The organism is Luteimonas mephitis DSM 12574, assembly GCF_000422305.1.
In the GTDB taxonomy this organism is placed as follows: domain Bacteria; phylum Pseudomonadota; class Gammaproteobacteria; order Xanthomonadales; family Xanthomonadaceae; genus Luteimonas; species Luteimonas mephitis.
In genome coordinates, this window is the sequence record NZ_AULN01000014.1 from 255,056 (window position 1) to 280,450 (window position 25,395).

Consider the following 25,395-nt stretch of genomic DNA (forward strand, 5'->3'; position numbering starts at 1 on the left):
CGCAATCTTCTACCTGCCCGTTTGCCTGTTGCTGGTCCTGTCGGCATGCAAGAAGATCGAAGAGCCCGAGCGGTCACCGCCGCCACAGCAATCACCCGCATCGGAACCCGCGGTGCCCGTGGCCGACCGGCCGGCGCCGGAGCCGGAAACCGCCGGCCAGCCCGCGCTGCCGCCGCTGTTCAAGGACATCGAGAAGCGCACGTTCCAGTTCTTCTGGGACACCACCAACGAAGTCAACGGGATGACGCCGGACCGCTTCCCGTCGCGGCCGTTCGCGTCCATCGCGGCGATCGGGTTCGCGCTGACCGCGTATCCGATCGGCATCGAGAACGGGTGGGTGAGCCGGCGCCAGGCGGTCGACCGCACCTTGACCACGCTGGAATTCCTGCGTGACGCGAAGATGGGGCCGCAGAAGGAAGGCACCTCGGGCCACCGCGGTTTCTACTACCACTTCCTCGACATGCAGAAGGGCCAGCGCTACGAGCCGTGGGTGGAGCTGTCGAGCGTGGATACGGCGCTGATGATGATGGGCGTGCTGTTCACGCGCGGCTACTACGACCATGACGACCCGCGCGAGGCGGAAATCCGGAAGATCGCCGACGAGTTGTACCGGCGCGTCGACTGGCCCTGGCTGCAGGTGCGCTCGCCGCTGATCTCGATGGGCTGGTATCCGGAAACCGGATTCATCGAGCACGACTGGGAAGGCTACAACGAGGCCATGCTGGTCTACATCCTGGCGCTGGGTTCGCCCACGCACCCGATCGAGCCGGACGCCTGGGCCGCGTGGACCAGCACCTACGACCGCGGCTGGGGCCAGTTCGAAGGCCAGGAGTACCTGAGCTTCGCGCCGCAGTTCGGCCACCAGTACAGCGAGGTGTGGATCGACTTCCGCGGCATCCAGGACGAGTACATGCGCGCGCGCGGCATCGACTACTTCGAGAACAGCCGCCGCGCGACGCTGGCGCAGCGCACCTACGCCATCGAGAACCCGATGAAGTGGAAGGGCTACGACGAGAACGTCTGGGGGCTGACCGCTTCGGACGGGCCGCAGCGCACGACGCAGCTGTACAACGGCGAGGAGCGCGAGTTCCGCCACTACAGCGCCCGCGGCGCGGGCCTGCGCGATGCCTATGACGACGGCACCATCGCGCCGACCGCGGCGCTCGGTTCGCTGGTGTTCGCGCCGGAGGTGGTGATTCCGGCGGCGGTGGAGATGCACGAGCGATACGGCGACTTCCTGTACTCGAGCTACGGCTTCCTCGACTCCTTCAACCCCAGTTTCGACTACGACATCCCGCTCAAGACTGGCCGCCTGGTGCCGGGCAAGGGCTGGGTGGCGAGCGATTACATCGGCATCGACCAGGGCCCGATCCTGGCCATGATCGCCAACTATCGCAACGAGTTCGTGTGGAACGTCATCAAGCGCGACCCCTACGTCCGCCTCGGCCTGGAACGCGCGGGTTTCACCGGAGGCTGGCTGGAGGCGGGCAAGGACGGGACGCAGGCGGAAGCGGAGCCGGGCGCAAGGACGCCCGCGCAGGATGTCGGCGGCAAACCCGGCAGCCACGCGCCGGCGCCGGTGAGGCCGCCGCTCAAGGCGCCGCCCGCGCCGCAACCGAACCTGCAATCGCTGCGGATACACTGCCAACATGCGCCAAGCCAAGCCATCGCCACGACGCTGCATCCCTCATGCGCCGCGGATGCTGGCCGGCTGGCGCGCGCTCGGATGCCTGCTGGCCATCGTGCTGCTGTCGGCCTGCGCACGGCAGCAGGCGCCGGCGCGCGAGACCATCACGTTCTGGGTCATGGGCTTCGAGGGCGAGCAGGTCGCGCGACTGCTGCCGGAGTTCGAGCGGCGTAATCCCGGCATCCGTGTCGAACTGCAGCAGATGCCGGTGCTGTCGGCGCACGAGAAGCTGCTGACCGCGTTCGCCGGCGATTCGTTGCCGGACGTCACTCCGCTGGGCAACACCTGGATCCCTGAATTCGCGCTGCTTGGCGCGCTGGCGCCGCTCGACGACCGGATCGCCGCCACGCCCGGGTTCGACGTCGCCGACTATTACGCGGGTGCCTGGGACAGCGGCGTCATCGATGGCGTCACCTATGCCGTGCCTTGGTACGTGGAAACACGCTTGCCGTTCTACCGCGTCGACCTGTTGCACGAAGCCGGGATCGACGGGCCTCCGACCGACTGGGACGAATGGCGCACGGCGATGGCCGCGGTCAAGCGCGAGGTCGGGCCGAAGCGCTACGCGATCCTGCTTCCGCTCAACGAGTTCGAGCCGCTGCTCAACCTCGCCATCCACGATCCGCTGCTGCGCGACGGCGGCCGCTACGGCAATTTCCGCAGCGCGGGGTTCAGGCGCACGCTGGCGTTCTACAAGGAAATCTTCGACAAGGACTGGGCGCCGAGGGTCGGCAATACCGCGATCTCCAATGTCTGGGACGAGTTCGGCAAGGGCTACTACACGTTCTACATCAACGGTCCCTGGAACATCGCCGAGTTCAGGAAACGCCTGCCGCCCGAGCTGGCCGGCACCTGGATGACGATGCCGCTGCCGGGGCCCGACGGGCCGGGCGCGTCGGTGGCCGGCGGCACCAGTTTCGTGGTGTTCCGCAAGTCGGCGCACAAGGAAGCCGCGTGGAAGCTGGTTGCGTACCTGTCCGATCCGGCGGTGCAGGTGAAGTTCCACGGCATGACCGGGAACCTGCCGCCGAGGCGCTCGCCATGGAAGAATCCGGCGCTTGCGAACGACCCGTATGCGCGCGCGTTCCGCGACCAGCTCGAACGCGCGGTCTCGACACCCAAGGTGCCGGAATGGGAGCGCATCGCGACGGAACTGAAGCTGGTGGGTGAACTGGTCGCCAACGACCGCATGAGCGTCGACGAAGCGGCCGTGGAGCTGGACCGCCGCACCGATGCGATCCTGGAAAAGCGGCGATGGATGCTCGACCAGGGCAACGGCCACGCGGTGACCGGAGCGATGCCGTGACGCGTTCGCTCGCAGGCTGGACCTTCGCCGCGCCGGCGCTGCTGGTGATCGTGGTGTTCTTCTTCCTGCCGGTGCTCGCCGCGCTCGCGCTGAGCGTCACCGACTTCGACATCTACGCGCTGGCCGATATCGACAACCTGCGCTTCGTCGCTCTCGACAACTACATCGGCCTGCTGCACAACCCGCTGTTCTGGAAGACGCTGGGCAACACGCTGTACTTCGTGATCGTCGGCGTGCCGCTGTCGATCGTGGTGTCGCTGGGCGCCGCGCTGCTGCTGCATTCGAAGCTCGGACGCTTCAAGGGCTTCTATCGCACCGCGTTCTTCGCCCCGGTGGTGACCACCGTGGTGGCGGTGGCGGTGATCTGGCGCTACCTGTTCCATACCCGCTACGGGCTGGTGAACTGGGGCCTGTCGTCGATCGGCATCGAACCGGTCGACTGGCTCGGCGACCCACGCTGGGCAATGCCGACGATCATCCTGTTCGCGGTGTGGAAGAACTTCGGCTACAACATGATCATCTTCCTCGCCGGGCTGCAGTCGATCCCGGAAGATCTATACGAAGCCGCGCGCATCGACGGTGCCGGTGTATGGCGGCAGTTCCGCCACGTCACCCTGCCGATGCTGGGGCCGGTGCTGCTGCTGGTCGGCATCCTGACCATGTCCGGCTACTTCCAGCTGTTCGCCGAGCCCTACGTGATGACCCAGGGCGGGCCGCTGGAAAGCACCAAGAGCGTGCTGTACCTGATGTACGACGAGGGCTTCAAGTGGTGGAACCTGGGCAACGCGTCGGCGGTGGCGTTCCTGCTGTTCGTGCTGATGGTTGCGGTGACCAGCGGGCTGCTGTGGTTCGCGCGCAGGAAGGGCGTGGAATGAAGCGTCCCCTTGCGACCGCCGTGGTCAACGGACTCCTGATCGCGCTGGCCGTGATCAGCCTGGCGCCGCTGCTGTGGATGCTGTCGGTCTCGTTCATGCAGACCGGCGAAGCGGCGCATTTCCCGCCGCCGCTGCTGCCCGCCGCGCCCACGCTGGGCAACTACCACGAGCTGTTCGCCAAGGCGGGCATGGGCCGTTACCTGTTCAACAGCTTCCTGGTCTCGGCCTGCGTGACGCTGCTGGCGCTGCTGTTCAACACCATGGCCGGCTACGCGTTCGCGAAGCTGAAGTTCCGCGGACGCGAGCGGGTGTTCCGGCTGCTGCTGGCGGCGCTGGTGATCCCGGCGCAGGTGGCGATGATGCCGCTGTTCCTGTTGCTCAAGCAGATGGGGCTGGTGAACACCTACATGGGCGCGATCGTGCCGGGCATGGCGACGATCTTCGGCATCTTCCTGGTGCGGCAGTATGCGCGTTCGATCCCCGACGAGCTGCTCGAAGCCGCGCGCATCGACGGCGCCGGCGAGATGCGGATCTTCTTCCAGATCGTGCTGCCGGCGCTCAAACCGATCATCGTCACCCTGGCGATCTTCAGCTTCATGGCGGCGTGGAACGACTTCATGTGGCCGCTGATCGTGCTCAGCGACCAGGGCCTGCAGACCCTGCCGGTGGCGCTGGCCTCGCTGTCGCGCGAGCACGTGCAGGACAACGAACTGATGATGGCCGGCTCGGTGGTGACCATCGTGCCGGTGCTGCTGCTGTTCCTGGCGCTGCAGCGGCACTACATCCAGGGTTTGCTGCTCGGGAGCGTGAAGGGGTGAGCCATCGCGCTTGCGAAACATCGGTTCGCGCGATGGCGAACGCACCGCCATGGCCGGGCCGGGCGTTCCGGAGCCTGCGAGGTCGCGCCATGGATGGCCAAACCGATACCAATTGAGCGAGATCCAATCAATGCCCAGCATCCCCACGCCGTCATTTCCGCGCAGGCGGAGTTTTCAACCGGCGAATGTCTTGCCATCCACGGACCTTGCTTTGACGGCATCTGTTCGAGAACAGCAACGTCCCTGGATCCCCGCCTGCGCGGGGATGACGATTGGGAAGGTCATTCTGATTCTTTGCACGCTCGTGTTTGCCCCCGCAAACGCCCAGGAGGTCCTGGGCGAGCCGCGGCTGCTCGACGGTTTCGAAGACGCCACTCCCTGGCGCGTGGTCACCTCCAACCAGGTCAGCGGCAAGCTGCGCGTGGTCGACGGCACGCAGGGCAGGGCGCTGTGCCTGGATTACGATTTCAATGGCGTCTCCGGCTACGCCGGCATCCAGCGCGACCTGCCGATCGACTACCCGGACAACTACGCGTTCGCGTTCGAGATGCGCGGCGACTCGCCCCACAACGACCTGGAGATGAAGTTCGTCGATGCCAGCGGCGACAACGTCTGGCGGGTGAAGCGGGATGCCTATCGGTTCCCCGCGCAATGGACGCCGGTGCGTTACAAGAAGCGCCACATCGACAAGGCCTGGGGGCCGAGTCCGGACCGGGTGCTGCGCCACAGCGCGAAGCTGGAGTTCGTGGTCGCCAACCGGGTCGGCGGGAAGGGCTCGGTCTGCTTCGACGCATTGCGGATGGAGCAGCTGGCAGCGGCCGACGACAGCCCGTTGGACGCGACTTCGACTGCCCCGGCAGGCAATGCATCGGCGGCCGTCGATGGCGATCCGCGGACGGCGTGGGAAACGCGCGATGGTGGGCGCCTGGTGCTGGACCTGGGCAGCGTGCGCGAGTTCGGCGGACTGACCCTGCATTGGGGCGAGGGCGCGCAGGCGTCGCGCTACGCGGTGCAGTTGTCCGCGGACGGCAAGACCTTCCGCGACGTGCGCCAGGTGACGCAGGGCAACGGCGGCACGGACTGGATCGCGCTGCCGGAGTCGGAGGCGCGCTACGTCGGCATCGTGGTGCAGGGCGGGCCGGGGCAGGCGCGTCGACTGCAGGAGGCCAGGGTCGAGCCGCTGTCGTACGCGGCCACGCCCAACGACTTCATCCGCTCCGTGGCCGCCCAGTCGCCGCGGGGGCTGTTTCCGCGCGGCTTCAGCGGCGAACAGCCGTACTGGACGATCGTCGGCGTTGACGGCGGCAGCGACCAGGGGCTGATCGGCGAGGATGGTGCCGTCGAGGTCTCGCGTGGAGGCTTCCGCATCGAGCCGTTCGTGCTGCTGGGAGACAGGCTGGTCGGTTGGGCTGACGTGGAAGCGTCCCAGTCCCTGCAGGACGGCTACCTGCCGATTCCGAGCGTGGCGTGGACGCATCCGGGCTTCGCACTGCACGTCACCGCGTTCGCCCACGGCAACGCAGGCCGGGCGCAACTGGTTGCGCGTTACCGGCTGGAGAACACCACCGACCGGCCGCAGGCGTACACGCTGGCGCTTGCGGTGCGACCGCTGCAGGTCAATCCGCCAAGCCAGTTCCTGAGCACGGTCGGCGGCGTCAGTCGCATCGACAGTCTTTCGATCGGCCCCCGCGTCATCGAAGTCAACGGCCGGCCGCGGCTGTTCGCGCGGCAGCCGCCGGACGCACGCTTCGCAAGCAGCTTCGACGGCGGCATGGCCGCCAGCCTGCTGGATGCCGGTACCCGGCCGGGCGCAACCGTTGCGAATGATCCCGAAGGCCTCGCCTCCGGCGCGCTGCTTTACGAAGCCAGGCTCGAGCCGGGGGAGTCGCGCGAAGTGGACCTGCTGGCACCGCTGATCGGTGGGGCGCCACCATCGAGCGACGACTGGCACGCGGCGGCGTGGCAGGACGAGACGGCGCGCGAATGGCGGCAGAAGCTCGACCTGGTCCGCATCCAGGTGCCGCAGGCGGGCCAGGGGCTGGCCGACACCCTGCGCACCGCCACCGCGCACATGCTGATCTCGCGCGTCGGCCCGAGACTGCAGCCGGGTACCCGCTCATACGCGCGCAGCTGGATCCGCGACGGCGCGATGATCTCCGAAGGCCTGCTGCGGATGGGGCGCACCGACGCGGTACGCGAGTACGTGGACTGGTATGCGCCGTACCAGTTCAGGGACGGCATGGTGCCGTGCTGCGTCGACGACCGCGGCAGCGATCCGGTACCGGAAAACGACAGCCACGGCGAACTGATCTTCAACATCGCCGAGCTGTACCGCTACGACGGCGACAAGGCGTTCCTGGGAAAGATGTGGCCGCACGTGCTCGCCGCGTTCGAGTACATGGAAAAGCTGCGCCTGAGCGAGCGCACCGAAGCCAACCGCGTCAGGAACCCGGCGTTCTACGGACTGATGCCGGTGTCGATCAGCCACGAGGGCTATTCGGCCAAGCCGATGCATTCGTACTGGGACGACTTCTGGGCGCTGCGTGGCTACAAGGATGCGGTGGAGATCGCGCAGGCGCTTGGCAAGGACGACGAAGCGCGGCGGATGGCGGCTTCGCGCGACCAGTTCCACGCCGACCTCCAGGCCTCCCTGTTCGCGGCGGTGGCGCAGCACGACATCGACTACCTGCCGGGCGCTGCCGAACTGGGCGATTTCGACCCGACTTCCACCACGATGGCGTTGGCGCTCGACTTGGGGCCCGTGGGAGCGCCTGGCGACTGGCTGCACTATGCCGGGCTGCTGCACGGCACCTTCGAGCGCTACTGGCGCGAGTTCCGCCAGCGCGAAACCGGCCAGCGCGAATGGAAGGACTACACACCGTACGAGTGGCGCAACGTCTCGGCCTTCGTGCGCCTGGGCTGGCGCGAGCGGGCATGGGACGCGACGCAGTTCTTCTTCAAGGATCGCGCGCCGCAGGCTTGGAACCAGTGGGCCGAAGTGGTCTCGAGCACGCCGCGCAAGCCGTTCTTCGTCGGCGACCTGCCGCATGCCTGGGTGGCATCGGATTTCGTGCGCTCGGCGCTGGACATGTTCGCCTACGCGCGCGAGTTCGACGACAGCATCGAACTGGCGGCGGGAATTCCGATCGACTGGTTCCAGGGCAAGGGCGTGGCGATCCACGGACTGCGCACGTCGCAAGGCACGCTGGGATACTCGCTGCGACGCGACGGCAACCAGCTGCGGCTGGATATCGATGCGGATACCGGGCTGCCGACCGGCGGGCTCGTGTTTTCGTGGCCTTACTCCGGCAAGCCGGGCAAGGCGACAGTGAATGGCGAGCCCGTGCGCTGGCAGGGCCAGGAGTCGGGATTCACTCCCGCGCTGCGCATCCATGCCGTGCCCGCGAAGCTCACCATCCAGGTCGAGTAAACGTAACTGAACCCGCTCCCCCAATCACGGACACCAGTGCACCCGCAGCCGCGCGCCCGGCGTGGTGAAGGCGAGGCGGATCGGGAGTTCCAGCGGGTCGGTGCCGTCCATCGCGCGTTCGAACACGCGGCGCTTGTGCTCGCCGCGGATCAACAGCAGCCGCATGCGCGAAGGCGCGAGCCCGGCCGGCGTCAGGCTGATGCGGCGAGGCCAGGGGCCGGCGCCGGGACAGCCTGTGGCATCGACGGAGACGTAGGCCTTGGCGCTGGCGAGCAGCTGGTCCAGCCCGCGCAGGCCGGGGAACAGCGATGCGGTGTGGCCATCGTCGCCCATGCCGAGCACCACCGCGTCGGCGGCCTGGTTGGCGTGCAGGTTGGCCGTGGCCACGGCTTCCTCGATGCTGCGGCCGGGGCGCGTCAACGTCTCGAAGCGCGCGTTGGCCGCCTTGTCGTGCAGCAGCGTGCTGCGCACGAGGTGGGAATTGCTGTCGGGGTCGTCCGGCCGCAGCCAGCGTTCGTCGACGAGGGCGACGTCGATCCGCTGCCAGTCCAGCGGCGCGCGCGCCAGCGCTTCGTAAACCGGGCCTGGCGTCGAGCCGCCCGACAGCAGCAACCGTGCGCGCGGACGCTGTTCCAGTGCGCGCCGCAGTTCGCCGGCCAGGATGACGGCGCTGGCCCAGGCCCACTGCTCCGCGCTCTGGTAGGACAGGAAATGCACGCGCGAGCCCTTGATTTCCATGTCCGGCCGGTGGTCGTCGTGCTCGATCATGTCGTGGTCATAGTCGTCGCGCCCGATTGCCGTGCAATGACCGCACAGCCGAGCAGGCCGGCGTGCGGATGCAACACTGCCATCGATGGTACCCGAGCCATGTTCGGCGAGAACCGTCCCTTGTGCTCGAATCGCTGGCGGAAGCCGGAGTGCTGCAGTGCATGCAGCATCTTCGGGACCACGCCGCCGGCCAGGAACACGCCGTCCCAGGCGCCGGTGGTCAAGACCAGGTCGCCGGCGATGGCGCCGAATACCGCGCAGAAAACGTCGACCGCGCGCATGCAGCGGACGTCGCCTGATTCCGCGCCGGCGGTGATGTCCGCCGGCTGCATGGGGCCCGGGTCGACGCCGGCGATTTCGCTCAGGGCGCGATGGATGTTGACCAGCCCGGGCCCGCAGACGAGGCGCTCGTTGGAAACCCGCCCGAACTGCGCAGACAGTCGCTCGAGGATGGCGATCTCCTCAGGTGTCCCGGGCGGGAAGCTGACGTGGCCGCCTTCGGTTTCGAGCGGCCAGCAACGGCCATCGCGCACCACCAGGATGCCGACGCCCAGGCCCGTACCGGGGCCCATGACGGCGTAGATGCGATCAACCGGCGTGGTGTCCGGACTCCAGGTCGCGCCGCCAACGGCGACCACTTCGCCTTCGCGCAGCGCCGGGATCGCCATCGATTGCGCGGCGAAATCATTGACCAGGCGCAGGGCGGAGAAACCAAGCATCTCGCGGATGCGCGGCGCGGAAATCACCCACGGGTGGTTGGTGATGCGGGCGTGCCCGCCCTCGACGCGCCCGGCCACGGCGAACACGCCGCCGCGGACCGGTTCGCCGCCGGCCATCGCGCTGCCGCCATCGGCGAGGTAGCGCTGTGCGGCATCGCCCAGCGAGGGGAAGTCGGCGACGGCGTACTCGATCACGCTGTCTTCGCGCAGCGGCATCCGCGCCGCAGTATCGGCCAGCGCGAATCGCGCGTTCGTGCCGCCGATGTCGGCGAGCAGCACGTGCTGGCCGATGTCGCTCACGCGGCCGGTTTCCCGGTCTGTTTCCCGCCCTGCTTCCGCTGCCCCCTGGTTGAAAGGGTCACCGGCAGGAAGTCCGAGGCCGCGGCCGGTCCCCAGGAGCCGGCGGGGTAATTGTGCACCGGCGTCGCGGCCTCCTGCCACGCGCTGCTGACGCTGTCGATCCAGCCCCACGCCGCCTCGACTTCATCGTCGCGCACGAACAGCGTCTGGTCGCCCTTGAGTGCGTCTACCAGCAGTCGCTCGTGGGCGATGCGACGAGCGGGCGTCGGCGACATCGACAGGTCCAGCGACATCGGCTGCAGCTCGGTCGCACCCCATTCCGGCGCCGCCAGGCTGCCCATCAGTCCGAGTTCGATCGTCTCCTCCGGCTGCAGGCGCATGCGCAGGCGGTTGGGCCGCGCGCGTTCGCGGTCGGGGCGTTCGAATACCCAGTGCGAGACCGGCTTGAACGACACCACCACCTCGGTGGTGCGCGAGGGCATGCGCTTGCCGGTGACCAGGCGGAACGGCACGCCGGCCCAGCGCCAGTTGTCGATGTACGCGCGCAGGGCGACGAACGTCTCGACGTCGCTGTCGTGGGTGAAGCCGTTGACCGCCTCGCCCTCGACCACGCCGGTGTCGTAGCGCCCGCGCACGCTGTCGATGGCCACGTCCCTTGCCGTCATCGGCCGCAGCGCGCGCAGGACCTTGGTCTTCTCGTCGCGGACGGTGTTGGCGCTCAGCTCCGACGGCGGCTCCATGGCGACCAGCGCCAGCAGCTGCAGCATGTGGTTCTGCACCATGTCGCGCAGCGCGCCGTAGTTGGCGTAGTAGCCCTCGCGTCCGTCGACGCCGGCGGTCTCGGCGACCAGGATGTCCACCGAGGCGATCCAGCGGTGCTGCCACACCGCTTCCATCAGCGTGTTGCCGAAGCGCAGCGCCAGCAGGTTCTGCACCGGCGCCTTGCCCAGGTAATGGTCGATGCGGAAGATCCGGGATTCGTCGAGCGCCGAGCCCAGCGTGGCGTTGATCGCGCAGGCGCTGGCCAGGTCGCGGCCGATCGGCTTTTCCAGCACCAGCCGCGACTGCCCTTCGAGCAGCCCGGCGGCCTTCAGCCCGCGGCAGGCGGGTACGAACAGATCGGGTGGCGTCGACAGGTAGCTGACGCTGGGCCGGTCCGCGTACTGCGACAGGGCGGTGCGCATCGCCTCGGGATCGTTGAGGTCCAGCGACAGGTAGCGGGTGCGCGCGAGCAGGTCGTCGAGCACGTCGGCGTCGCGGCCGTCGCCGTCGTCGAGCCGCTCGCGCAGCCATTGCCCGAAATCGGCATCGTCAAGCCCGGTACGCCCCACGGCCACCACCCGGAACGTCGGCGGCAGCAGCCGGTCGCGCAGCAGATGCAGCAGTGACGGGAACAGGTAGCGCTGGGCCAGGTCACCGGTCGCGCCGAACAGCAGCAGGGTGTCGTGCATGGGAGCCGGGATTGGGGATTGGGGATTCGGGATTGGGGATTGGGGATTCGGGATTGGGGATTGGGGATTGGGGATTGGGCAGTAAAAGACGGGATCCGGATCGCGGCGAGGATGCTGCCCTACCGAATCCCCAATCCCCAATCCCCAATCCTGTGCTTCTAGGGCAACGGCTCCGCCAAAACGCCACCGTGGCTCGCGATCACTCGAGAATACCAGCGGCCGGAGTCCTTGATCGTGCGCTCCTGGGTGCCGTAGTTCACGTGCACGATGCCGAAGCGCTTGCCGTAGCCCAGCGACCATTCGAGGTTGTCCATCAGCGACCACGCCATGTAGCCGCGGATGTCGACGCCCGCTTCGATCGCGTCATGGATCGCCGACAGGTGCTTTTGCAGGTAGTCGGTGCGCAGCGGATCGCGCACGCGGCGCGCGCCCGAAGCGTCCACGCCGGCCACCGGCGGGTCGAAGAACGCGGCGCCGTTCTCGGTGATGTACAGCGGGATGTCGCCGTAGGTCTGCTTGAACCACAGCAGCAGGTCGGTCAGGCCCTGGGGAAAGACTTCCCAGCCGGTTTCGGTGTAGGTACCCAGCGGCTGTTTCACGGCGCAGGCATCCAGCGGGTAGCTGTCGGTCGCCTCGGTCACGCTGCGGGTGTAGTAGTTGATGCCGATGAAGTCCAGCGGCTGGGCGATCAGCTTGAAGTCCTCGGCCGGGAACCGAGGCCACGCATCGCCGAAGATTTCCTGCAGTTCCGGCGGATAGCGGCCGAGCAGGGCGGGGTGCAGGTACTGCTCGTTCATGTAAGCGTGCGCGCGCTTCACCGCCGCCGCGTCGTCGGCCGAATCGCTGGCCGCGTACTTGGGTTCGATGTTCACCACCAGCCCGATCTCGTGCTTGCCGGTCGCGCGATACGCCTGCACCGCGGCGCCATGCGCGCGCATCAGGTTGTGGCTGGCGATGGGCGCTTCGTACTTGCTGCGGTGGCCGGGGGCCAGCGCACCGTGCAGGTAGCCGCCGTCGGTGATCACCCACGGCTCGTTGAGCGTGACCCACTTCTTCACCCGGCCGTCGAGCGCGCGGTACAGCACGTCGCCGTACTCGGCGAACCAGTCCGCGCAGTCGCGGTTGAGCCAGCCGCCGCGGTCGTCGAGCGCTGCCGGCAGGTCCCAGTGGTACAGCGTGAGCAGGGGCTCGATGCCGTTGGCCAGCAGTTCGTCGACCAGCCGCGAGTAGAAGTCCACGCCGGCCTGGTTCACCCGGCCGGTGCCCTCGGGCAGGATCCGCGACCACGACACGCTGAACCGATAGGCCTGCAGGCCGAGTTTGCGCATCAGGCGCACGTCGTCCTTCCAGCGCCGGTAGTGGTCGCAGGCCACGTCGCCGGTGTCGCCGTTGACGGTCATGCCCGGGGTGTGGGCGAAGCGGGTCCAGATGCTCGGCCCGGCGCCGTCGGCCAGCGGTGAACCCTCGATCTGGTGGGCGGCAGTGGCCGCTCCCCACAGGAATCCCTTTGGAAAGGAAAAGTCCTTTTGCTGCGTTTGCGCCATCGGTAATGCTTCCTCGGGTGGTCCGGGCTGCCCGGTCTTCATGAAAACGATTACATGCCAGAATACCGTATCGAATCGGGCGAGTGTAATGTCGGGAAGCGCGAGAACCGGCGCTTCGGCAGGGGTTCGCCCGGCCTTCGCCGGAACCGTGACGGCCGACGACAATGCGGGGCGCCGACCCGCGAACCGGAGAACGCATGGCCAGCGTCAAGCTCGACAACCTGCGCAAGGTCTACCCCAACGGCTACGTCGGCGTGGCCGACGCCAGCTTCCAGGTCGCCGACGGCGAACTGCTGGTGCTGGTCGGGCCTTCTGGCTGCGGCAAGTCGACCTTGTTGCGCATGATCGCGGGGCTGGAAACGATCACGTCGGGCACGTTGAAGATCGGCGACCGCGTGGTCAATGACGTCTCGCCGAAGGACCGCGACATCGCGATGGTGTTCCAGAGTTACGCCCTGTACCCGCACATGACGGTGGCCGAGAACCTCGCGTTCGGGCTGAAGCTGCGCGGCCACGACAGGGCCGCGATCGCCGGGCGCGTGGCGGAAGCCGCGAAGACGCTGGAGCTGGACGAGTTGCTCGACCGCAAGCCCGGAGCGCTGTCCGGCGGCCAGCGCCAGCGCGTCGCGCTCGGCCGCGCACTGGTGCGCAAGCCGCAGGTGTTCCTGCTCGACGAACCGCTGTCCAATCTCGACGCCAAGCTGCGCATGTCGATGCGGGTGGAAATCGCGCGCCTGCACCGCCAGCTCGGCGCGACCATGGTCTACGTCACCCACGACCAGATCGAGGCAATGACCCTCGGCCAGCGGATCGTGGTGCTCGACAAGGGGCTGATCCAGCAGATCGACACGCCGATGGCGCTGTACGAGAAGCCGGCGAACGTCTTCGTCGCGACTTTCCTGGGCAGCCCGAAGATGAACCTGCTGCAGGGCGAGCTCGTCGAAGGCGGGAGTGAGCGCGATCGCGGGTTGTGGCTGCGCATCGCCGGCGATATCGAGCTGCCGCTGTCGCCGGAGGATTTCATGCGTGATGCGTTGCGGTCACGGCTTGGACAGCGACTGGACATGGGCCTGCGGCCGGAAGACATGCGGATCGTCGACGGCAGCGACCGCGCGCAATTGCCGGCGCGGGTCGAAGCGGTGGAGCCTGTCGGCAACGAAGCCTTCGTCAACCTGCGCTGCGGCGACAGCGAGATCATCCTGCGCCAGCCTCCCAACGACCTGCCGACGCCGGGCGACGTCGTGCATCTTGCGTACGCGCCGGGACGTGCGCACTTTTTCGACAGCGACACTGGCGCGCGAATCGGCTGAGGGTTCACGCACTGCATCAGCGGCGATCGGCGATGCGGCAGGCATTTGTCGCGGGTGCATCGAGACCCGGGCCGCAGGCGCCGAGCTTGCCCCGCGCATCGATGCACGTGCGACGATTCACGCTGAATTTACGGCTCCGCGTTCCATGATGGAACGAATGCACAACCAAGATCAGAAACAAGACGCAGTCTCCAGTCCTATTGCGGCGCCGCAAGATGCGCCGCCACCGCCCGCGGACGATTGGGCGCTGTTCCTCGATGTCGACGGCTCTCTGCTCGACTTGGCCGGCACCCCCGATGGGGTCGTCGTTCCCGACGGGCTGCGCGAGCAGTTGGAGGCATTGCAGCTGCGCCTGGACGGAGCGCTGGCGCTGGTGAGCGGGCGCACCATTGCGACGCTCGACTCGCTGTTCGCGCCGTCGCGCTTCAATGCGGTGGGGCTGCATGGCGTCGAGCAGCGCCGCGGCGGCGTCGAGTCTCCGACGGAGCACGCGCCCGAACTGGACGATGTGCGCAAGGCCGCCACGCGCCTGGCCGCGGTCTATGACGGCACCGTGGTCGAGGACAAGGGGCGAGCCCTGGCGCTGCACTGGCGCCGCGCGCCTGATGCGGAGCCGGCGCTGCTGGCGTTCGCCGCACACTCGCTCGAACAGTTGCCCGGCTACCGGCTGCAGCACGGCAAGCAGGTCGTCGAGTTGTACCCCGGCGGCAACGGCGACCACCCGATCGACAAGGGAGGGGCCATCGCCGGCCTGCTCGACAGCCCGCCGTTCCGGGGGCGGCTGCCGGTGTTCGCCGGCGACGACCTCACCGACGAGAGCGGCTTCGAAGTGGTGAACGCGCGCGATGGCGTGAGCGTGCTGGTGGGCGATCGCGCACCGAGCGCCGCGCGCCATCGCCTGCGCGATCCGGCGGCGGTCCGCGGATGGCTGGGAGTCGCGCATGGAGCGGAGTGATCCGATGACGGAGTCGCTGCAACCCCCACGACCACAGGACCTCGCGCTCGGCCTGGTCGGCAACGGCAGTTTTGGCGCTTTGTTCGACGCGCATGCGCGACTGGTGTGGTGCTGCCTGCCCGCATTCGACGGGGACCCGGCGTTCTGTTCGCTGCTGCAGCCGCGTTTGGATGGCGGCTCCTGGGACCTCGAACTGGAAGGCATGGCGTCGTCCGAGCAGTCCTACGACAAGAACACCGCCATCCTCCGCACGGTCCTGCGCGACGGTACCGATGGCGTGATCGAGATCATCGACTTCGCGCCGCGCTGGCACCAGCACGGGCGCTTCTACCGCCCGGTGATGCTGGCGCGCCGCGTGCGCGTGCTGTCAGGCAGCCCGCGGGTGCGCGTGCGCCTGCGGCCGCTGGCCGACTGGGGCGCGCGCGTGCCCGAACACACCTGGGGTAGCAACCACATGCGCTTCGTGCTGCCAGGCATGGTGCTGCGCGTGACCACCGACATGCCATTGCGCGCGCTGCGCGACGAGCTGTCCATCGTGCTCGACCGCGACCTGCACTTCGTGCTCGGCCCGGACGAGACGCTCACGCGGCCGGTCGACGAGTTCGTGCGAGAAGCCGAACTGCGCACCCGCGGCTACTGGCACGAATGGGTGCGCTATCTGTCGATCCCGGCCGAGTGGCAGGATGCGGTGATCCGCAGCGCGATCACGCTCAAGCTCTGCCAGTACGAGGACAGCGGCGGCATCATCGCCGCGCTGACCACGTCCATCCCGGAGGCGCCCGGCACGCAACGCAACTGGGATTACCGTTACTGCTGGCTGCGCGACGCCGGGTTCGTGGTGCGCGTGCTCAACCGGCTCGGCGCGACCCGGTCGATGGAGGAGTACATCCACTACATCTTCAACCTCGCCACCGGCGAGGACGGAGACATGCAGCCGGTGTACGGCATTGCCTACGAAGGCGAACTGGCCGAAGAGGAAATGCCGGCGCTGCGCGGCTACCGCGGCATGGGGCCGGTGCGCCGCGGCAACCTGGCGTGGCTGCAGAAGCAGCACGACACCTATGGCAGCGTGATGCTGGCCTCGGCGCAGATGTTCTTCGACCGGCGGCTGGACAACCCCGGCGACGAAGCCGCCTTCCGCCGCCTCGAGCCGCTGGGCGAACGCGCCTGGGCGCTGCACGACAAGCCCGACGCGGGCCTGTGGGAATTCCGCGGCCGCGCCGACGTGCACACCTATTCCAGCGTGATGTGCTGGGCCGCCTGCGACCGGCTGGCGATGATCGCCGATGCGCTGCGGCTCGACGAACGCAGCCGGATGTGGCGCGGGCGCGCCGACACCATTCGCGCCCTGGTTCTCGAGCGCGGGTGGAACGCAACGCTCGGGCACTTCGTCGACGTGTTCGACGGCGAGCGCCTGGATGCCTCGCTGCTGCTGCTCGCGGACCTGGGCTTCGTGAAGGCGGACGATCCGCGCTTCATCGCCACCGTCGAGGCGATCGGCCGCACCCTCAAGCGCGGCGACGGCCTGTATCGCTATTTGGCCGAGGACGACTTCGGCACTCCGGAAACCAGTTTCACCATCTGCACGTTCTGGTACATCGATGCGCTCGCCGCCATCGGCCGCAGGGACGAGGCGCGTGAGCTGTTCGAGCGCGTGCTGGCGCGCCGCAACCACCTCGGGCTGCTGTCGGAAGACCTGTCGTTCGAAACCGGCGAAGCCTGGGGCAATTTCCCGCAGACGTATTCGCACGTCGGCCTGGTGATGGCCGCGATGCGCCTGTCGCGGCCGTGGCAGGATTTCTCGTGAGTCGCCTGGTCATCGTCTCCAACCGCGTTGCCGCGCCGGGCGAGAACCGGGCCGGAGGGCTCGCGGTGGCGCTGCAGGCAGCGCTGCGCGAGCGCGGCGGGCTCTGGTTCGGATGGAGCGGCAAGGCCGTGCGCGATGCCAGCGGTGCCCTGCACGAAGCGCGGGAAGGCGATATCCGCTACGTCACCCTGGACCTGTCGCGCGCCGACCTCGATGCCTACTACAGCGGTTTCTCCAACCGCACCCTGTGGCCGCTGCTGCACTTCCGGCTCGACCTGGTCGACTACGACCGCGAGACCCGGGTCGGCTACGGCCGGGTCAACCAGCTGTTCGCCGACAGGCTCGCGCCGCTGCTGCGCGAGGACGACATCGTGTGGATCCACGACTACCACCTGATCCCGCTCGCCAGCCTGCTGCGCGAACGCGGCATTGGCTGCCGGATGGGCTTCTTCCTGCACGTGCCGATGCCGTCGGCGGACATGGCCGCGGCGCTGCCCGACCACGCCCGCCTGTTCTCCACGCTGTACGCCTACGACCTGGTGGGCTTCCAGACCGGCCGCGACGTCGAACGCTTCCAGGACTACGTGCGCCTGTTCGGCGGCGGCCGGGTGCTCGAGGACGGCGTGCTGGAGGCGCCTGACGGTCACCGTTTCCGCGCTGCTGCATTCCCCATCGGCATCGACACCGCGCACATCGCCGCGCAGGCCCGGCAGGCGATGTCCAAACCCACCGTGCGTTCGCTGCGCGAAAGCGTGAAGCCGCGCCAGCTGGTCATTGGCGTTGACCGCCTCGACTACTCCAAGGGCCTGCCGGAGCGTTTCCGCGGCTTCGAGCGCTACCTGCAGCGGCACGCCGACCAGAAGGGCGGGCTGACCTACCTGCAGATCGCGCCGATCTCGCGCGGCGAAGTCGCCGAGTACCAGCTGCTACGCAACGAACTCGAACAGATCGCCGGCCACATCAACGGCCAGCATGCGGCGCCGGACTGGACGCCGCTGCGCTACGTCAACCGCAACTTCGCGCACGCCACCCTGACCGGCTTCTACCGGGTGGCGCGGATCGGCCTGGTCACCCCGCTGCGTGATGGAATGAACCTGGTGGCCAAGGAATTCATCGCCGCCCAGGATCCGGACGACCCGGGCGTGCTGGTGCTGTCACAGCTGGCCGGCGCCGCGTACGAACTGCGCCAGGCACTACTGGTCAACCCGTACGACTTCGAAGGCGTCGCCGACGCCATCGCCACCGCCGCGCACATGCCACGGCCGCAGCGCATCGAACGCTGGCAGGCGATGATGGACCACCTGCGCGAGAACGACATCGACGCGTGGCGGCAGCGCTACCTCGCCGCGCTGCGCGCAGCGTGAGTCCACGGGTGGCCGCAGCCGTCCCCAGTGACACATGCGCTGTACCCACCGGCGTGAGGCTCGCCGACATCTGCGACAGGGGGGCGAGGTCGAGTCGTGGGCATGCGTCCCGGCCGTTATACTCACCTGTGATTGCAGTCTACGGATCGCAATGTTGCCAGTTCAATCAATGAGTTGGCGGCACAACTACATCCCGTCTCTCACCTAGAATGCGGCATCGGGCCTGCCCGGAGCCGCCGAGGCAAGCAAACGCCGCATGCGCCTGTCCACGATCAAGCTGTCCGGCTTCAAATCCTTCGTCGATCCCACCACGCTGCACCTGCCGACCAACATGACCGGCGTGGTCGGACCGAACGGCTGCGGCAAGTCCAACATCATCGACGCGGTGCGCTGGGTGATGGGCGAAAGCTCGGCCAGCCGCCTGCGCGGCGATTCGCTGACCGACGTGATCTTTTCCGGCTCCGCCGCGCGCAAACCGGTGTCGCAGGCCACGGTGGAGCTGATCTTCGACAACTCAGACCACGCCATCGGCGGCGAGTACGGGGCGTTCAACGAGATATCGGTCAAGCGCTCGGTCTCGCGCGACGGGCAGAGCAACTACTACCTCAACGGCGGCAAGTGCCGTCGCCGCGACATCACCGACCTGTTCCTCGGCACCGGCCTTGGCCCGCGCAGCTACTCGATCATCGAGCAGGGCATGATCAGCCAGATCATCGAGGCCCGGCCCGAAGACCTGCGCGTATATCTGGAAGAGGCCGCCGGCATCTCCAAGTACAAGGAGCGTCGCAAGGAAACCGAGACCCGCATCCGCCACACCCGCGAGAACCTCGAGCGCCTGACCGACCTGCGCGACGAGGTCGGCAAGCAGTTGCAGCACCTGGCCCGGCAGGCGAAACAGGCCGAGCAGTACACGCAGATCCAGGCCGAGCGGAAGATCCGCGATGCCGAATGGAAGGCGCTCGAGTACCGCGGCCTCGATGCGCAGCTTGCCGCGCTGCGTGAGGGGCTGTCACAGGAAGAAACGCGGTTGCAGCAGCTGATCGCCGAACAGCGCGAGGCCGAGCGCGAGATCGAGACCGGCCGCGTGCGCCGCGAGGAAGCCATGGAGGCGCTGAACAAGGCGCAGGCCGAGGGCTACGAAGTGGGTGGCAACCTGGCCCGGATCGAACAGCAGATCGCGCACCAGCGCGAAATGGCCCAGCGCCTGCAGCGTGCCCGAGACGAAGCGCAGGCCGCGCTGGCCGAGATCGGCGAGCACATCCAGGGCGACGAATCGCGGCTGCAGGTGCTGCAGGAAGCGATCGCCGATGCGCAGCCGCAGCTCGAGCAGCTGCGCGAGGAGGACAGCGTGCGCCAGGACGCCCTGCGCGACGCCGAGACCGCGCTGGCCGACTGGCAGCAGCGCCACGACGCCCACGCCCGCGAGCAGGCCGAGGCCGCGCGCGCCGGCGACGTCGAGCGCACCCGCGTCGATTACCTCGACCGGCAGGCGTTCGAAGCCGATCGCCGCCGCGAACAGATGGCCAGCGAGCGCGCCGCGCTCGACTTGGCCGCGCTGGCCGAAGCCTTCGCCGGCATCGAGGCGCAGCACGAGGAACAGAAGGCCTCGCTTGACACCCTCGGCAGCGAACTGGAACAGCGCAAGCAGGCGGTCACCGAACTGCAGGACCAGCAGCGCACCGCGCAGACCGAGCTGGCCGAGGTGCGCAAGCAGGCGCAGGAAAAGCGCGGCCGGCTGTCGTCGCTGGAAACCCTGCAGCACGCCGCGCTGGGCCAGGAGCAGGGCGCCGCGGTCGAATGGCTGCGCCAGCACGGCCTGGACTCCGCCGCGCGCGTGGGCGAGCGCCTGCAGGTGGAAGCGGGCTGGGAGAACGCAGTCGAAGGCGCGCTCGGGCAACTGATCGAAGGCGTGCTGGTCGACAGCCCCGAGGCGCTGGTCGAGGCGCTGGGCGACCTCGGCGAAGGCCGGCTGGCGCTGGTGTCGTCGGCAGGCGGCAATGCCGATTTCGCATCGACCTCGCTGGCCGCGAAGGTGCAGGGTCCGCTGGCGATCCGCCAACTGCTGGCGCGCCTGCACGTGGCCGAGACGCTGGATGAGGCGCGCACGCTGCAGGCGCGGCTGGGCGAGGGCGGACATGCCGATCATTCCGTCATCACCCGCCACGGCGAGCGCCTCGGCGCCGGCTGGGTGCGGGTGCTGCGCTCGGGCGCGGCGAAGCAGGGCGCGCTGCTGCGCGAACGCGAGATCCAGTCGCTGCGGGTCGAGATCGAAACGCTGCAGGAGCGCGAGCACGAGCTCGAACGCGGCATCGCTGCCTGGCGCGACCGCCTGCTGGCTGCCGAACAACAGCGCGAGGACGCGCAGCGCGGGCTGTACATGGCCCACCGCAGCGTGTCCGAACTCGCCGGCCAGCTGCAGAGCCAGCAGGGCCGGCTCGAATCCGCGCGCAACCGCATCGCCCGGATCGACGCCGAGGTCGAGCAGCTGGTCGAGACGCTCGACACCAGCCGCGAGCAGTCGCGCGAGGCGCGCACCCGGCTCGAGGACGCGGTGTCGCGCATGGCCGAGCTGGAAGGCGCGCGTCAGGCGCTGGAATCCGAACGCCGCAGCCTCGTCGATGCCCGCGACCAGGCGCGCGCCGTCGCCCGTGAATCGCGCGAAACCGCGCATGCGCTGGCGCTGACGCTGGAATCGCAGCGCACCCAGGTCAACGCGCTGACGCAGTCGCTCGCGCGCATGGGCAGCCAGCGCGGCCAGCTCGACAACCGGCTGGGCGAACTGGCCACGCAGCTGGCATCTGGCGAGGAAGACCCGGCCGAGGCGCTGGAACGCCAGCGCCAGGTGGTCCTCGAACAGCGTGTCACCGCCGAAAGGGCGCTGGCCTCGGCGCGCGCCGCGCTCGAAGGCATCGACAACGAGCTGCGCGAATTCGAACAGACCCGCCACCAGCGCGACGAACAGTCGCTGGCCCAGCGCGAGGCGATCTCGCAGCGCAAGCTCGACCAGCAGGCGCTGGTGATCCATGCCGAGCAGCTGTCGTCGGCGGTGGCCGAAGCGGGCTTCGTGCTCGACGACGTGGTCGCCGGCCTGGCCGCCGAGGCCGAAGCGTCGGCCTGGGAAAAGATGGTCACCGATTTCGACGCCAGGCTGCGGCGGCTGGAGCCGGTCAACCTTGCCGCGATCGCCGAACACGCGGAGGCCGCGCAGCGCAAGGAGTACCTCGACGCGCAGGACACCGACCTCACCACCGCGCTGGAAACGCTGGAAGACGCGATCCGCAAGATCGACCGCGAGACCCGCGGTCGCTTCAAGGACACGTTCGACCGGGTCAACTCCGGCGTGCAGGAGCTGTATCCGCGGCTGTTCGGCGGCGGCCATGCCTACCTCGAGCTCACCGGCGAGGACCTGCTCGATACCGGCGTGGCGATCATGGCGCGCCCGCCCGGCAAGCGCGTGTCCAACATCACCCTGCTGTCCGGCGGCGAGAAGGCGATGACCGCGGTGGCGCTGGTGTTCGCGATCTTCCGCCTCAACCCGGCGCCGTTCTGCCTGCTCGACGAGGTGGACGCGCCGCTCGACGAAGCCAACGTCGGCCGTTTCACTGCGATGGTGTCGGAGATGAGCGAGCACGTGCAGTTCCTGTTCGTCACCCACAACAAGGCGACGATGGAGGCCGCGCAGCAGCTGTCCGGCGTTACCATGCGCGAGCCGGGCGTCAGCCGCCTGGTATCCGTCGACCTCGCCGAAGCCGCACGCCTGGCCGGCGCTGCCTAAGGAGAACCGCACAATGTCCGACGCCTGGCTGCTGCGTACCGGGATCCTCGTCGCCGGCGTGGTCCTGATCGCCGCGATCTACTTCTTCGGGCGTCCGCGCCGCAAGGACCAGGGCCGCCGGCTCAAGCCGGAAGAACGCGGTGGCCGCACCGAGCCCACGCTCGGCGCACAGATCGAAAGCGAACTGGCCGAAGCGCCGGAGACCGGCAGCGACGCCGTGGTGCAGGCGGAGATGGAACTGCTCGACCGCGCCGTGGGCAGCACCGCGGCGATGGCCGCCAGCGAGGTCGGCAAGCGCGAGAACGACGACTTCGACAAGATCGTGACCCTGTACATCGCCGCCAAGGCCGGCAACGTGCTGCGCGGTCCGGACATCGTGGTCGCCGCCGAAAAGGCCGGCCTGACCTACGGCCACATGAACGTGTTCCACCGCCTTGTCGAAACGCATCCCGAGCGCGGCCCGATCTTCAGCGTGGCCAACATCATGAAGCCGGGCAGCTTTGACATGGCCCACATCCAGTCGCTGGAAACCCCGGCGATCGCCTTCTTCCTGACCCTGCCCGCGCCGGTCAACGCGCTCGACGCCTGGGAGGCGATGGAACCCACCGCCCGGCGCATGGCCGAGCTGCTCGACGGCGTGGTGCTGGACGAATCGCGCAATGCCCTGGGCCGCCAGCGCATCTCCCACCTGCGCGAGGAGCTGCGCACCTACGACCGCCAGCACGAAGCGCCGCCGATCACGCGCAGCCCACGCTGGTAACGCGCGCAACCCCCGCTGGACTCGCAGGAGCGGCTTCCGTCGCCCCCGCAGCCCGCGCGTCACCCCCCGCGAAGATTGGGGTTCCTGAGCCTTCATGGGCTGGCAGGAAAACTCGCGGCTGAAGCCGCTCCTACGGGTGTCGGGCACAGGTGCCATAGAATTCCGTGATGCACGCCAAAGCCGCCACCCGTGCCGCCGAACTGCGTCGCCTGATCGATGACGCCAACTATCGGTACCACGTGCTCGACGATCCCGACATCGCCGATGTCGAGTACGACCGCCTGATGCGCGAACTCGAAGCGCTCGAGGCAGCGCACCCGGAACTGGTGGCGCCCGATTCGCCCACGCAGCGCGTTGGTGCGACGCCCTCGGGCGCGTTCGCGCCGGTGCGGCACGCCGAACGCATGCTGTCGCTGGCCAACGCCTTCAGCGACGCGGAGGTCGCGGACTTCGAGCGCAGGATCGAGCAGCGCCTGGACATCGTTGACCCGGTGTTCTCGGTGGAACCGAAGTTCGACGGACTGGCGATCAGCCTGCGCTACGAGCAGGGCGTCTTCGTGCAGGGCGCGACCCGCGGCGACGGCGAAACCGGCGAAGACGTCACCGCCAACCTGCGCACCATTCGCGCCATCCCGCTGAAGCTGCGCGGCAAGGGCTGGCCGCGGGTGCTGGAAGTGCGCGGCGAGGTCTACATGCCGCGCGCGGGTTTCGAGGCATACAACGAGAAGGCGCGTGCTTCGGAGGGCAAGGTCAAGCCGCTGGTCAACCCGCGCAACGCCGCCGCCGGCAGCCTGCGCCAGCTCGATCCGCGCATCAGCGCGCAGCGGCCGCTGGCGTTCTACGCCTATGCGCTTGGCGTGGTCGAAGGCGCGGCGATGCCCGGCCGGCATTCGGAGGTGCTGGCAAGGCTGCGGGAGTGGGGATTCCCGGTCAGTTCCCTGGTCGCGACCGCGCACGGCGCGGAGGGCTGCCTTGCCTACTACGCCAGGATCGGCGCGCAGCGCGATGCATTGCCGTTCGACATCGACGGCGTGGTCTACAAGGTCGACGATCTGTCCGCGCAGCGCGAACTGGGCTTCGTCGGCCGCACGCCGCGCTGGGCGATCGCGCACAAGTTCCCGGCGCAGGAACAGACGACCACCGTCGAGGACATCATCATCAACATCGGCCGGACCGGCGCGGCCACGCCTGCTGCGAAGCTGGCACCGGTATTCGTCGGCGGCGTCACCGTCACCAATGCCACGCTGCACAACGCCGACCAGGTCGCGCGCCTGGACGTGCGCGTCGGCGACACCGTGATCGTCCGCCGCGCCGGCGATGTGATCCCGGAAGTCGTGCGGGTGGTTCCCGAACTGCGGCCCGAGGGCACGCAGCCTTGGGAGATGCCCGCGCATTGCCCGATCTGCGGCTCCGAGATCGTGCGCGAAGAGGGCGAGTCGGTTTCGCGCTGCACCGGTGAACTGTCATGCGCGGCGCAGCGCACGCAGTCGGTCTTCCACTTCGCCAGCCGCCGTGCGATGGACGTGGATGGGCTCGGTGAGCGTTACATCGAGGCGCTGGGCGAATTCGGCTACCTCGATTCGGTCGCCGGCCTCTACCGGCTGCAGCTCGACGACCTGCTGGAGATGAAGCGGCGCGCCGACGAGCGCGACGGCACCACCCCTGAAACCGTGAAAACCGGCAAGGTGGCAACCCGGTGGGCCGAGAACCTGATCGAGGCGATCGACCGCAGCCGCGACACCACCCTGGCGCGCTTCCTCTACGCGCTGGGCATCGAGCACGTCGGCGAGAGCACGGCCAAGACGCTGGCGCAGTGGTTCGGCGATCTCGACCTCATCCGCCACTTGCCGTGGCCGCTGTTCAAGCGGGTGCCGGACATTGGCGGCGAAGTGGCGCGTGCGCTGGGCCATTTCCTCGACCAGCCCGGCAACCAGCAGGTGATCGACCAGTTGCTCGAACGCGGCGTGCGCATCGGCGACGGGCACGCGCCGAGCCCGAAGCTGGGCGAGTCGCTGGACCTGGGCACGCTGCTGGTGGACCTCGAGATCCCGAAGGTCACGCCGGTGCGCGCGGCACAGCTGGCCACCGCTTTCGCCGATGCACAGGCACTGCTGGATGCGCCTGCGCACAACCTTGTCATCGCCGGCCTGCCGGGCGATACCGTCGATGCATTCGTGCAATGGCGCAGCGATGCCGCCAACGCCGGCCTGCTGCTGCGCAGCGCGCGGGCGCAGGCGCAGCTGCGTGCGCTGCTGCCATCGCACGACGCCGCAGCAGCCGGTCCGCTGGAAGGCAAGACCGTGGTCCTCACCGGAACCCTGGCCTCGATGGGACGCGACGAGGCCAAGGAGAAGCTCGAAGCGCTGGGCGCGAAGGCCGCGGGCAGCGTTTCGAAGAAGACCTCGTTCGTCGTCGCCGGCGAATCGGCCGGATCCAAGCTCGCCAAGGCCGAAGAACTCGGCATCGAAGTCTGGGACGAGGCCCGGCTGCTGGCGTTCCTCGCGGAGCACGGATGAGCGCGCCTAG

At 68.5% G+C, this 25,395-nt stretch carries 15 protein-coding genes and 1 pseudogene; 12 read left to right on the forward strand and 4 right to left on the reverse strand.

Translation table 11 applies throughout. The annotated features are described in order from the left end of the window. Positions 1–28 precede the first annotated feature (28 nt). The 5 genes and pseudogenes from H570_RS16625 to H570_RS0106085 all read left to right on the forward strand — a co-directional run. Positions 29–1,484, forward strand: a pseudogene (locus H570_RS16625) (glucoamylase family protein); the annotation flags it as partial. Positions 1,485–1,700: 216 nt separating this feature from the next. After that, entirely contained in the window at positions 1,701–2,993 is a 1,293-nt protein-coding gene (locus tag H570_RS0106070) for a sugar ABC transporter substrate-binding protein (protein WP_036135332.1), read from the forward strand. Then, the gene (locus tag H570_RS0106075; RefSeq protein ID WP_051176171.1) at positions 2,942–3,868 is read left to right on the forward strand and encodes a carbohydrate ABC transporter permease; all 927 of its coding nucleotides are present in this window, start codon (positions 2,942–2,944) and stop codon (positions 3,866–3,868) included. The genes H570_RS0106070 and H570_RS0106075 overlap by 52 nt, the downstream gene beginning before the upstream one ends. After that, positions 3,865–4,686 carry a carbohydrate ABC transporter permease gene (locus tag H570_RS0106080; protein WP_027079962.1) on the forward strand — a complete coding sequence of 274 codons (822 nt, stop codon included), beginning with the start codon at positions 3,865–3,867 and terminating at the stop codon, positions 4,684–4,686. The genes H570_RS0106075 and H570_RS0106080 overlap by 4 nt, the downstream gene beginning before the upstream one ends. Before the next feature lie 265 nt (positions 4,687–4,951). Further along, on the forward strand, positions 4,952–8,116 hold the full coding sequence (locus tag H570_RS0106085; protein WP_027079963.1) for a discoidin domain-containing protein: 3,165 nt from the start codon (positions 4,952–4,954) through the stop codon (positions 8,114–8,116). Between the two features lie 24 nt (positions 8,117–8,140). On the opposite strand, the gene pgl is transcribed toward H570_RS0106085, so the two are convergent. The 4 genes from pgl to H570_RS0106105 form a co-directional block, all read right to left on the reverse strand. After that, positions 8,141–8,884, reverse strand: a complete 744-nt coding sequence (gene pgl, locus H570_RS0106090) for a 6-phosphogluconolactonase (RefSeq protein WP_417473376.1) — start codon at positions 8,882–8,884, stop codon at positions 8,141–8,143. Further along, on the reverse strand, positions 8,881–9,903 hold the full coding sequence (gene glk / locus H570_RS0106095; RefSeq protein WP_027079965.1) for a glucokinase: 1,023 nt from the start codon (positions 9,901–9,903) through the stop codon (positions 8,881–8,883). Before glk ends, pgl begins: the two co-directional genes overlap by 4 nt. Continuing rightward, entirely contained in the window at positions 9,900–11,354 is a 1,455-nt protein-coding gene (gene zwf, locus H570_RS16630) for a glucose-6-phosphate dehydrogenase (RefSeq protein WP_051176172.1), read from the reverse strand. The genes glk and zwf overlap by 4 nt, the downstream gene beginning before the upstream one ends. A 158-nt stretch (positions 11,355–11,512) precedes the next feature. After that, entirely contained in the window at positions 11,513–12,898 is a 1,386-nt protein-coding gene (locus tag H570_RS0106105) for a GH1 family beta-glucosidase (RefSeq protein WP_027079966.1), read from the reverse strand. Positions 12,899–13,095: 197 nt separating this feature from the next. On the opposite strand from H570_RS0106105, the gene H570_RS0106110 reads away from it, so the two are divergent. The 7 genes from H570_RS0106110 to ligA all read left to right on the forward strand — a co-directional run bounded on the left by H570_RS0106110 (position 13,096) and on the right by ligA (position 25,385). Then, positions 13,096–14,208: an ABC transporter ATP-binding protein gene (locus tag H570_RS0106110; RefSeq protein WP_027079967.1), complete on the forward strand. Its 1,113-nt coding sequence runs from the start codon at positions 13,096–13,098 to the stop codon at positions 14,206–14,208. Between the two features lie 157 nt (positions 14,209–14,365). Beyond that, the gene (otsB, locus tag H570_RS0106115; protein ID WP_084499861.1) at positions 14,366–15,163 is read left to right on the forward strand and encodes a trehalose-phosphatase; all 798 of its coding nucleotides are present in this window, start codon (positions 14,366–14,368) and stop codon (positions 15,161–15,163) included. 4 nt (positions 15,164–15,167) lie between these two features. Then, on the forward strand, positions 15,168–16,970 hold the full coding sequence (locus H570_RS0106120; RefSeq protein WP_027079969.1) for a glycoside hydrolase family 15 protein: 1,803 nt from the start codon (positions 15,168–15,170) through the stop codon (positions 16,968–16,970). Continuing rightward, entirely contained in the window at positions 16,967–18,334 is a 1,368-nt protein-coding gene (gene otsA / locus H570_RS0106125; RefSeq protein ID WP_027079970.1) for an alpha,alpha-trehalose-phosphate synthase (UDP-forming), read from the forward strand. Before H570_RS0106120 ends, otsA begins: the two co-directional genes overlap by 4 nt. A gap of 256 nt (positions 18,335–18,590) precedes the next feature. Then, positions 18,591–22,109, forward strand: a complete 3,519-nt coding sequence (gene smc / locus H570_RS0106130) for a chromosome segregation protein SMC (RefSeq protein ID WP_027079971.1) — start codon at positions 18,591–18,593, stop codon at positions 22,107–22,109. A 13-nt stretch (positions 22,110–22,122) separates the two neighbouring features. Continuing rightward, on the forward strand, positions 22,123–22,869 hold the full coding sequence (zipA, locus tag H570_RS0106135; protein ID WP_027079972.1) for a cell division protein ZipA: 747 nt from the start codon (positions 22,123–22,125) through the stop codon (positions 22,867–22,869). A gap of 167 nt (positions 22,870–23,036) precedes the next feature. Beyond that, positions 23,037–25,385, forward strand: a complete 2,349-nt coding sequence (ligA, locus tag H570_RS0106140; protein WP_027079973.1) for an NAD-dependent DNA ligase LigA — start codon at positions 23,037–23,039, stop codon at positions 25,383–25,385. Positions 25,386–25,395 lie beyond the last annotated feature (10 nt).

What these genes read in the sequence shown, in the direction of transcription:
- H570_RS0106070 (WP_036135332.1), top strand. Translation starts at nt 1,701, where the DNA reads ATGCTGGCCGGCTGGCGCGCGCTCGGATGCCTGCTGGCCATCGTGCTG.
- H570_RS0106075 (WP_051176171.1), top strand. Translation starts at nt 2,942, where the DNA reads ATGGATGCTCGACCAGGGCAACGGCCACGCGGTGACCGGAGCGATGCC.
- H570_RS0106080 (WP_027079962.1), top strand. Translation starts at nt 3,865, where the DNA reads ATGAAGCGTCCCCTTGCGACCGCCGTGGTCAACGGACTCCTGATCGCG.
- H570_RS0106085 (WP_027079963.1), top strand. Translation starts at nt 4,952, where the DNA reads ATGACGATTGGGAAGGTCATTCTGATTCTTTGCACGCTCGTGTTTGCC.
- pgl (WP_417473376.1), bottom strand. Translation starts at nt 8,884, where the DNA reads ATGATCGAGCACGACGACCACCGGCCGGACATGGAAATCAAGGGCTCG.
- zwf (WP_051176172.1), bottom strand. Translation starts at nt 11,354, where the DNA reads ATGCACGACACCCTGCTGCTGTTCGGCGCGACCGGTGACCTGGCCCAG.
- H570_RS0106105 (WP_027079966.1), bottom strand. Translation starts at nt 12,898, where the DNA reads ATGGCGCAAACGCAGCAAAAGGACTTTTCCTTTCCAAAGGGATTCCTG.
- H570_RS0106110 (WP_027079967.1), top strand. Translation starts at nt 13,096, where the DNA reads ATGGCCAGCGTCAAGCTCGACAACCTGCGCAAGGTCTACCCCAACGGC.
- otsB (WP_084499861.1), top strand. Translation starts at nt 14,366, where the DNA reads ATGCACAACCAAGATCAGAAACAAGACGCAGTCTCCAGTCCTATTGCG.
- H570_RS0106120 (WP_027079969.1), top strand. Translation starts at nt 15,168, where the DNA reads ATGACGGAGTCGCTGCAACCCCCACGACCACAGGACCTCGCGCTCGGC.
- smc (WP_027079971.1), top strand. Translation starts at nt 18,591, where the DNA reads ATGCGCCTGTCCACGATCAAGCTGTCCGGCTTCAAATCCTTCGTCGAT.
- zipA (WP_027079972.1), top strand. Translation starts at nt 22,123, where the DNA reads ATGTCCGACGCCTGGCTGCTGCGTACCGGGATCCTCGTCGCCGGCGTG.
- ligA (WP_027079973.1), top strand. Translation starts at nt 23,037, where the DNA reads ATGCACGCCAAAGCCGCCACCCGTGCCGCCGAACTGCGTCGCCTGATC.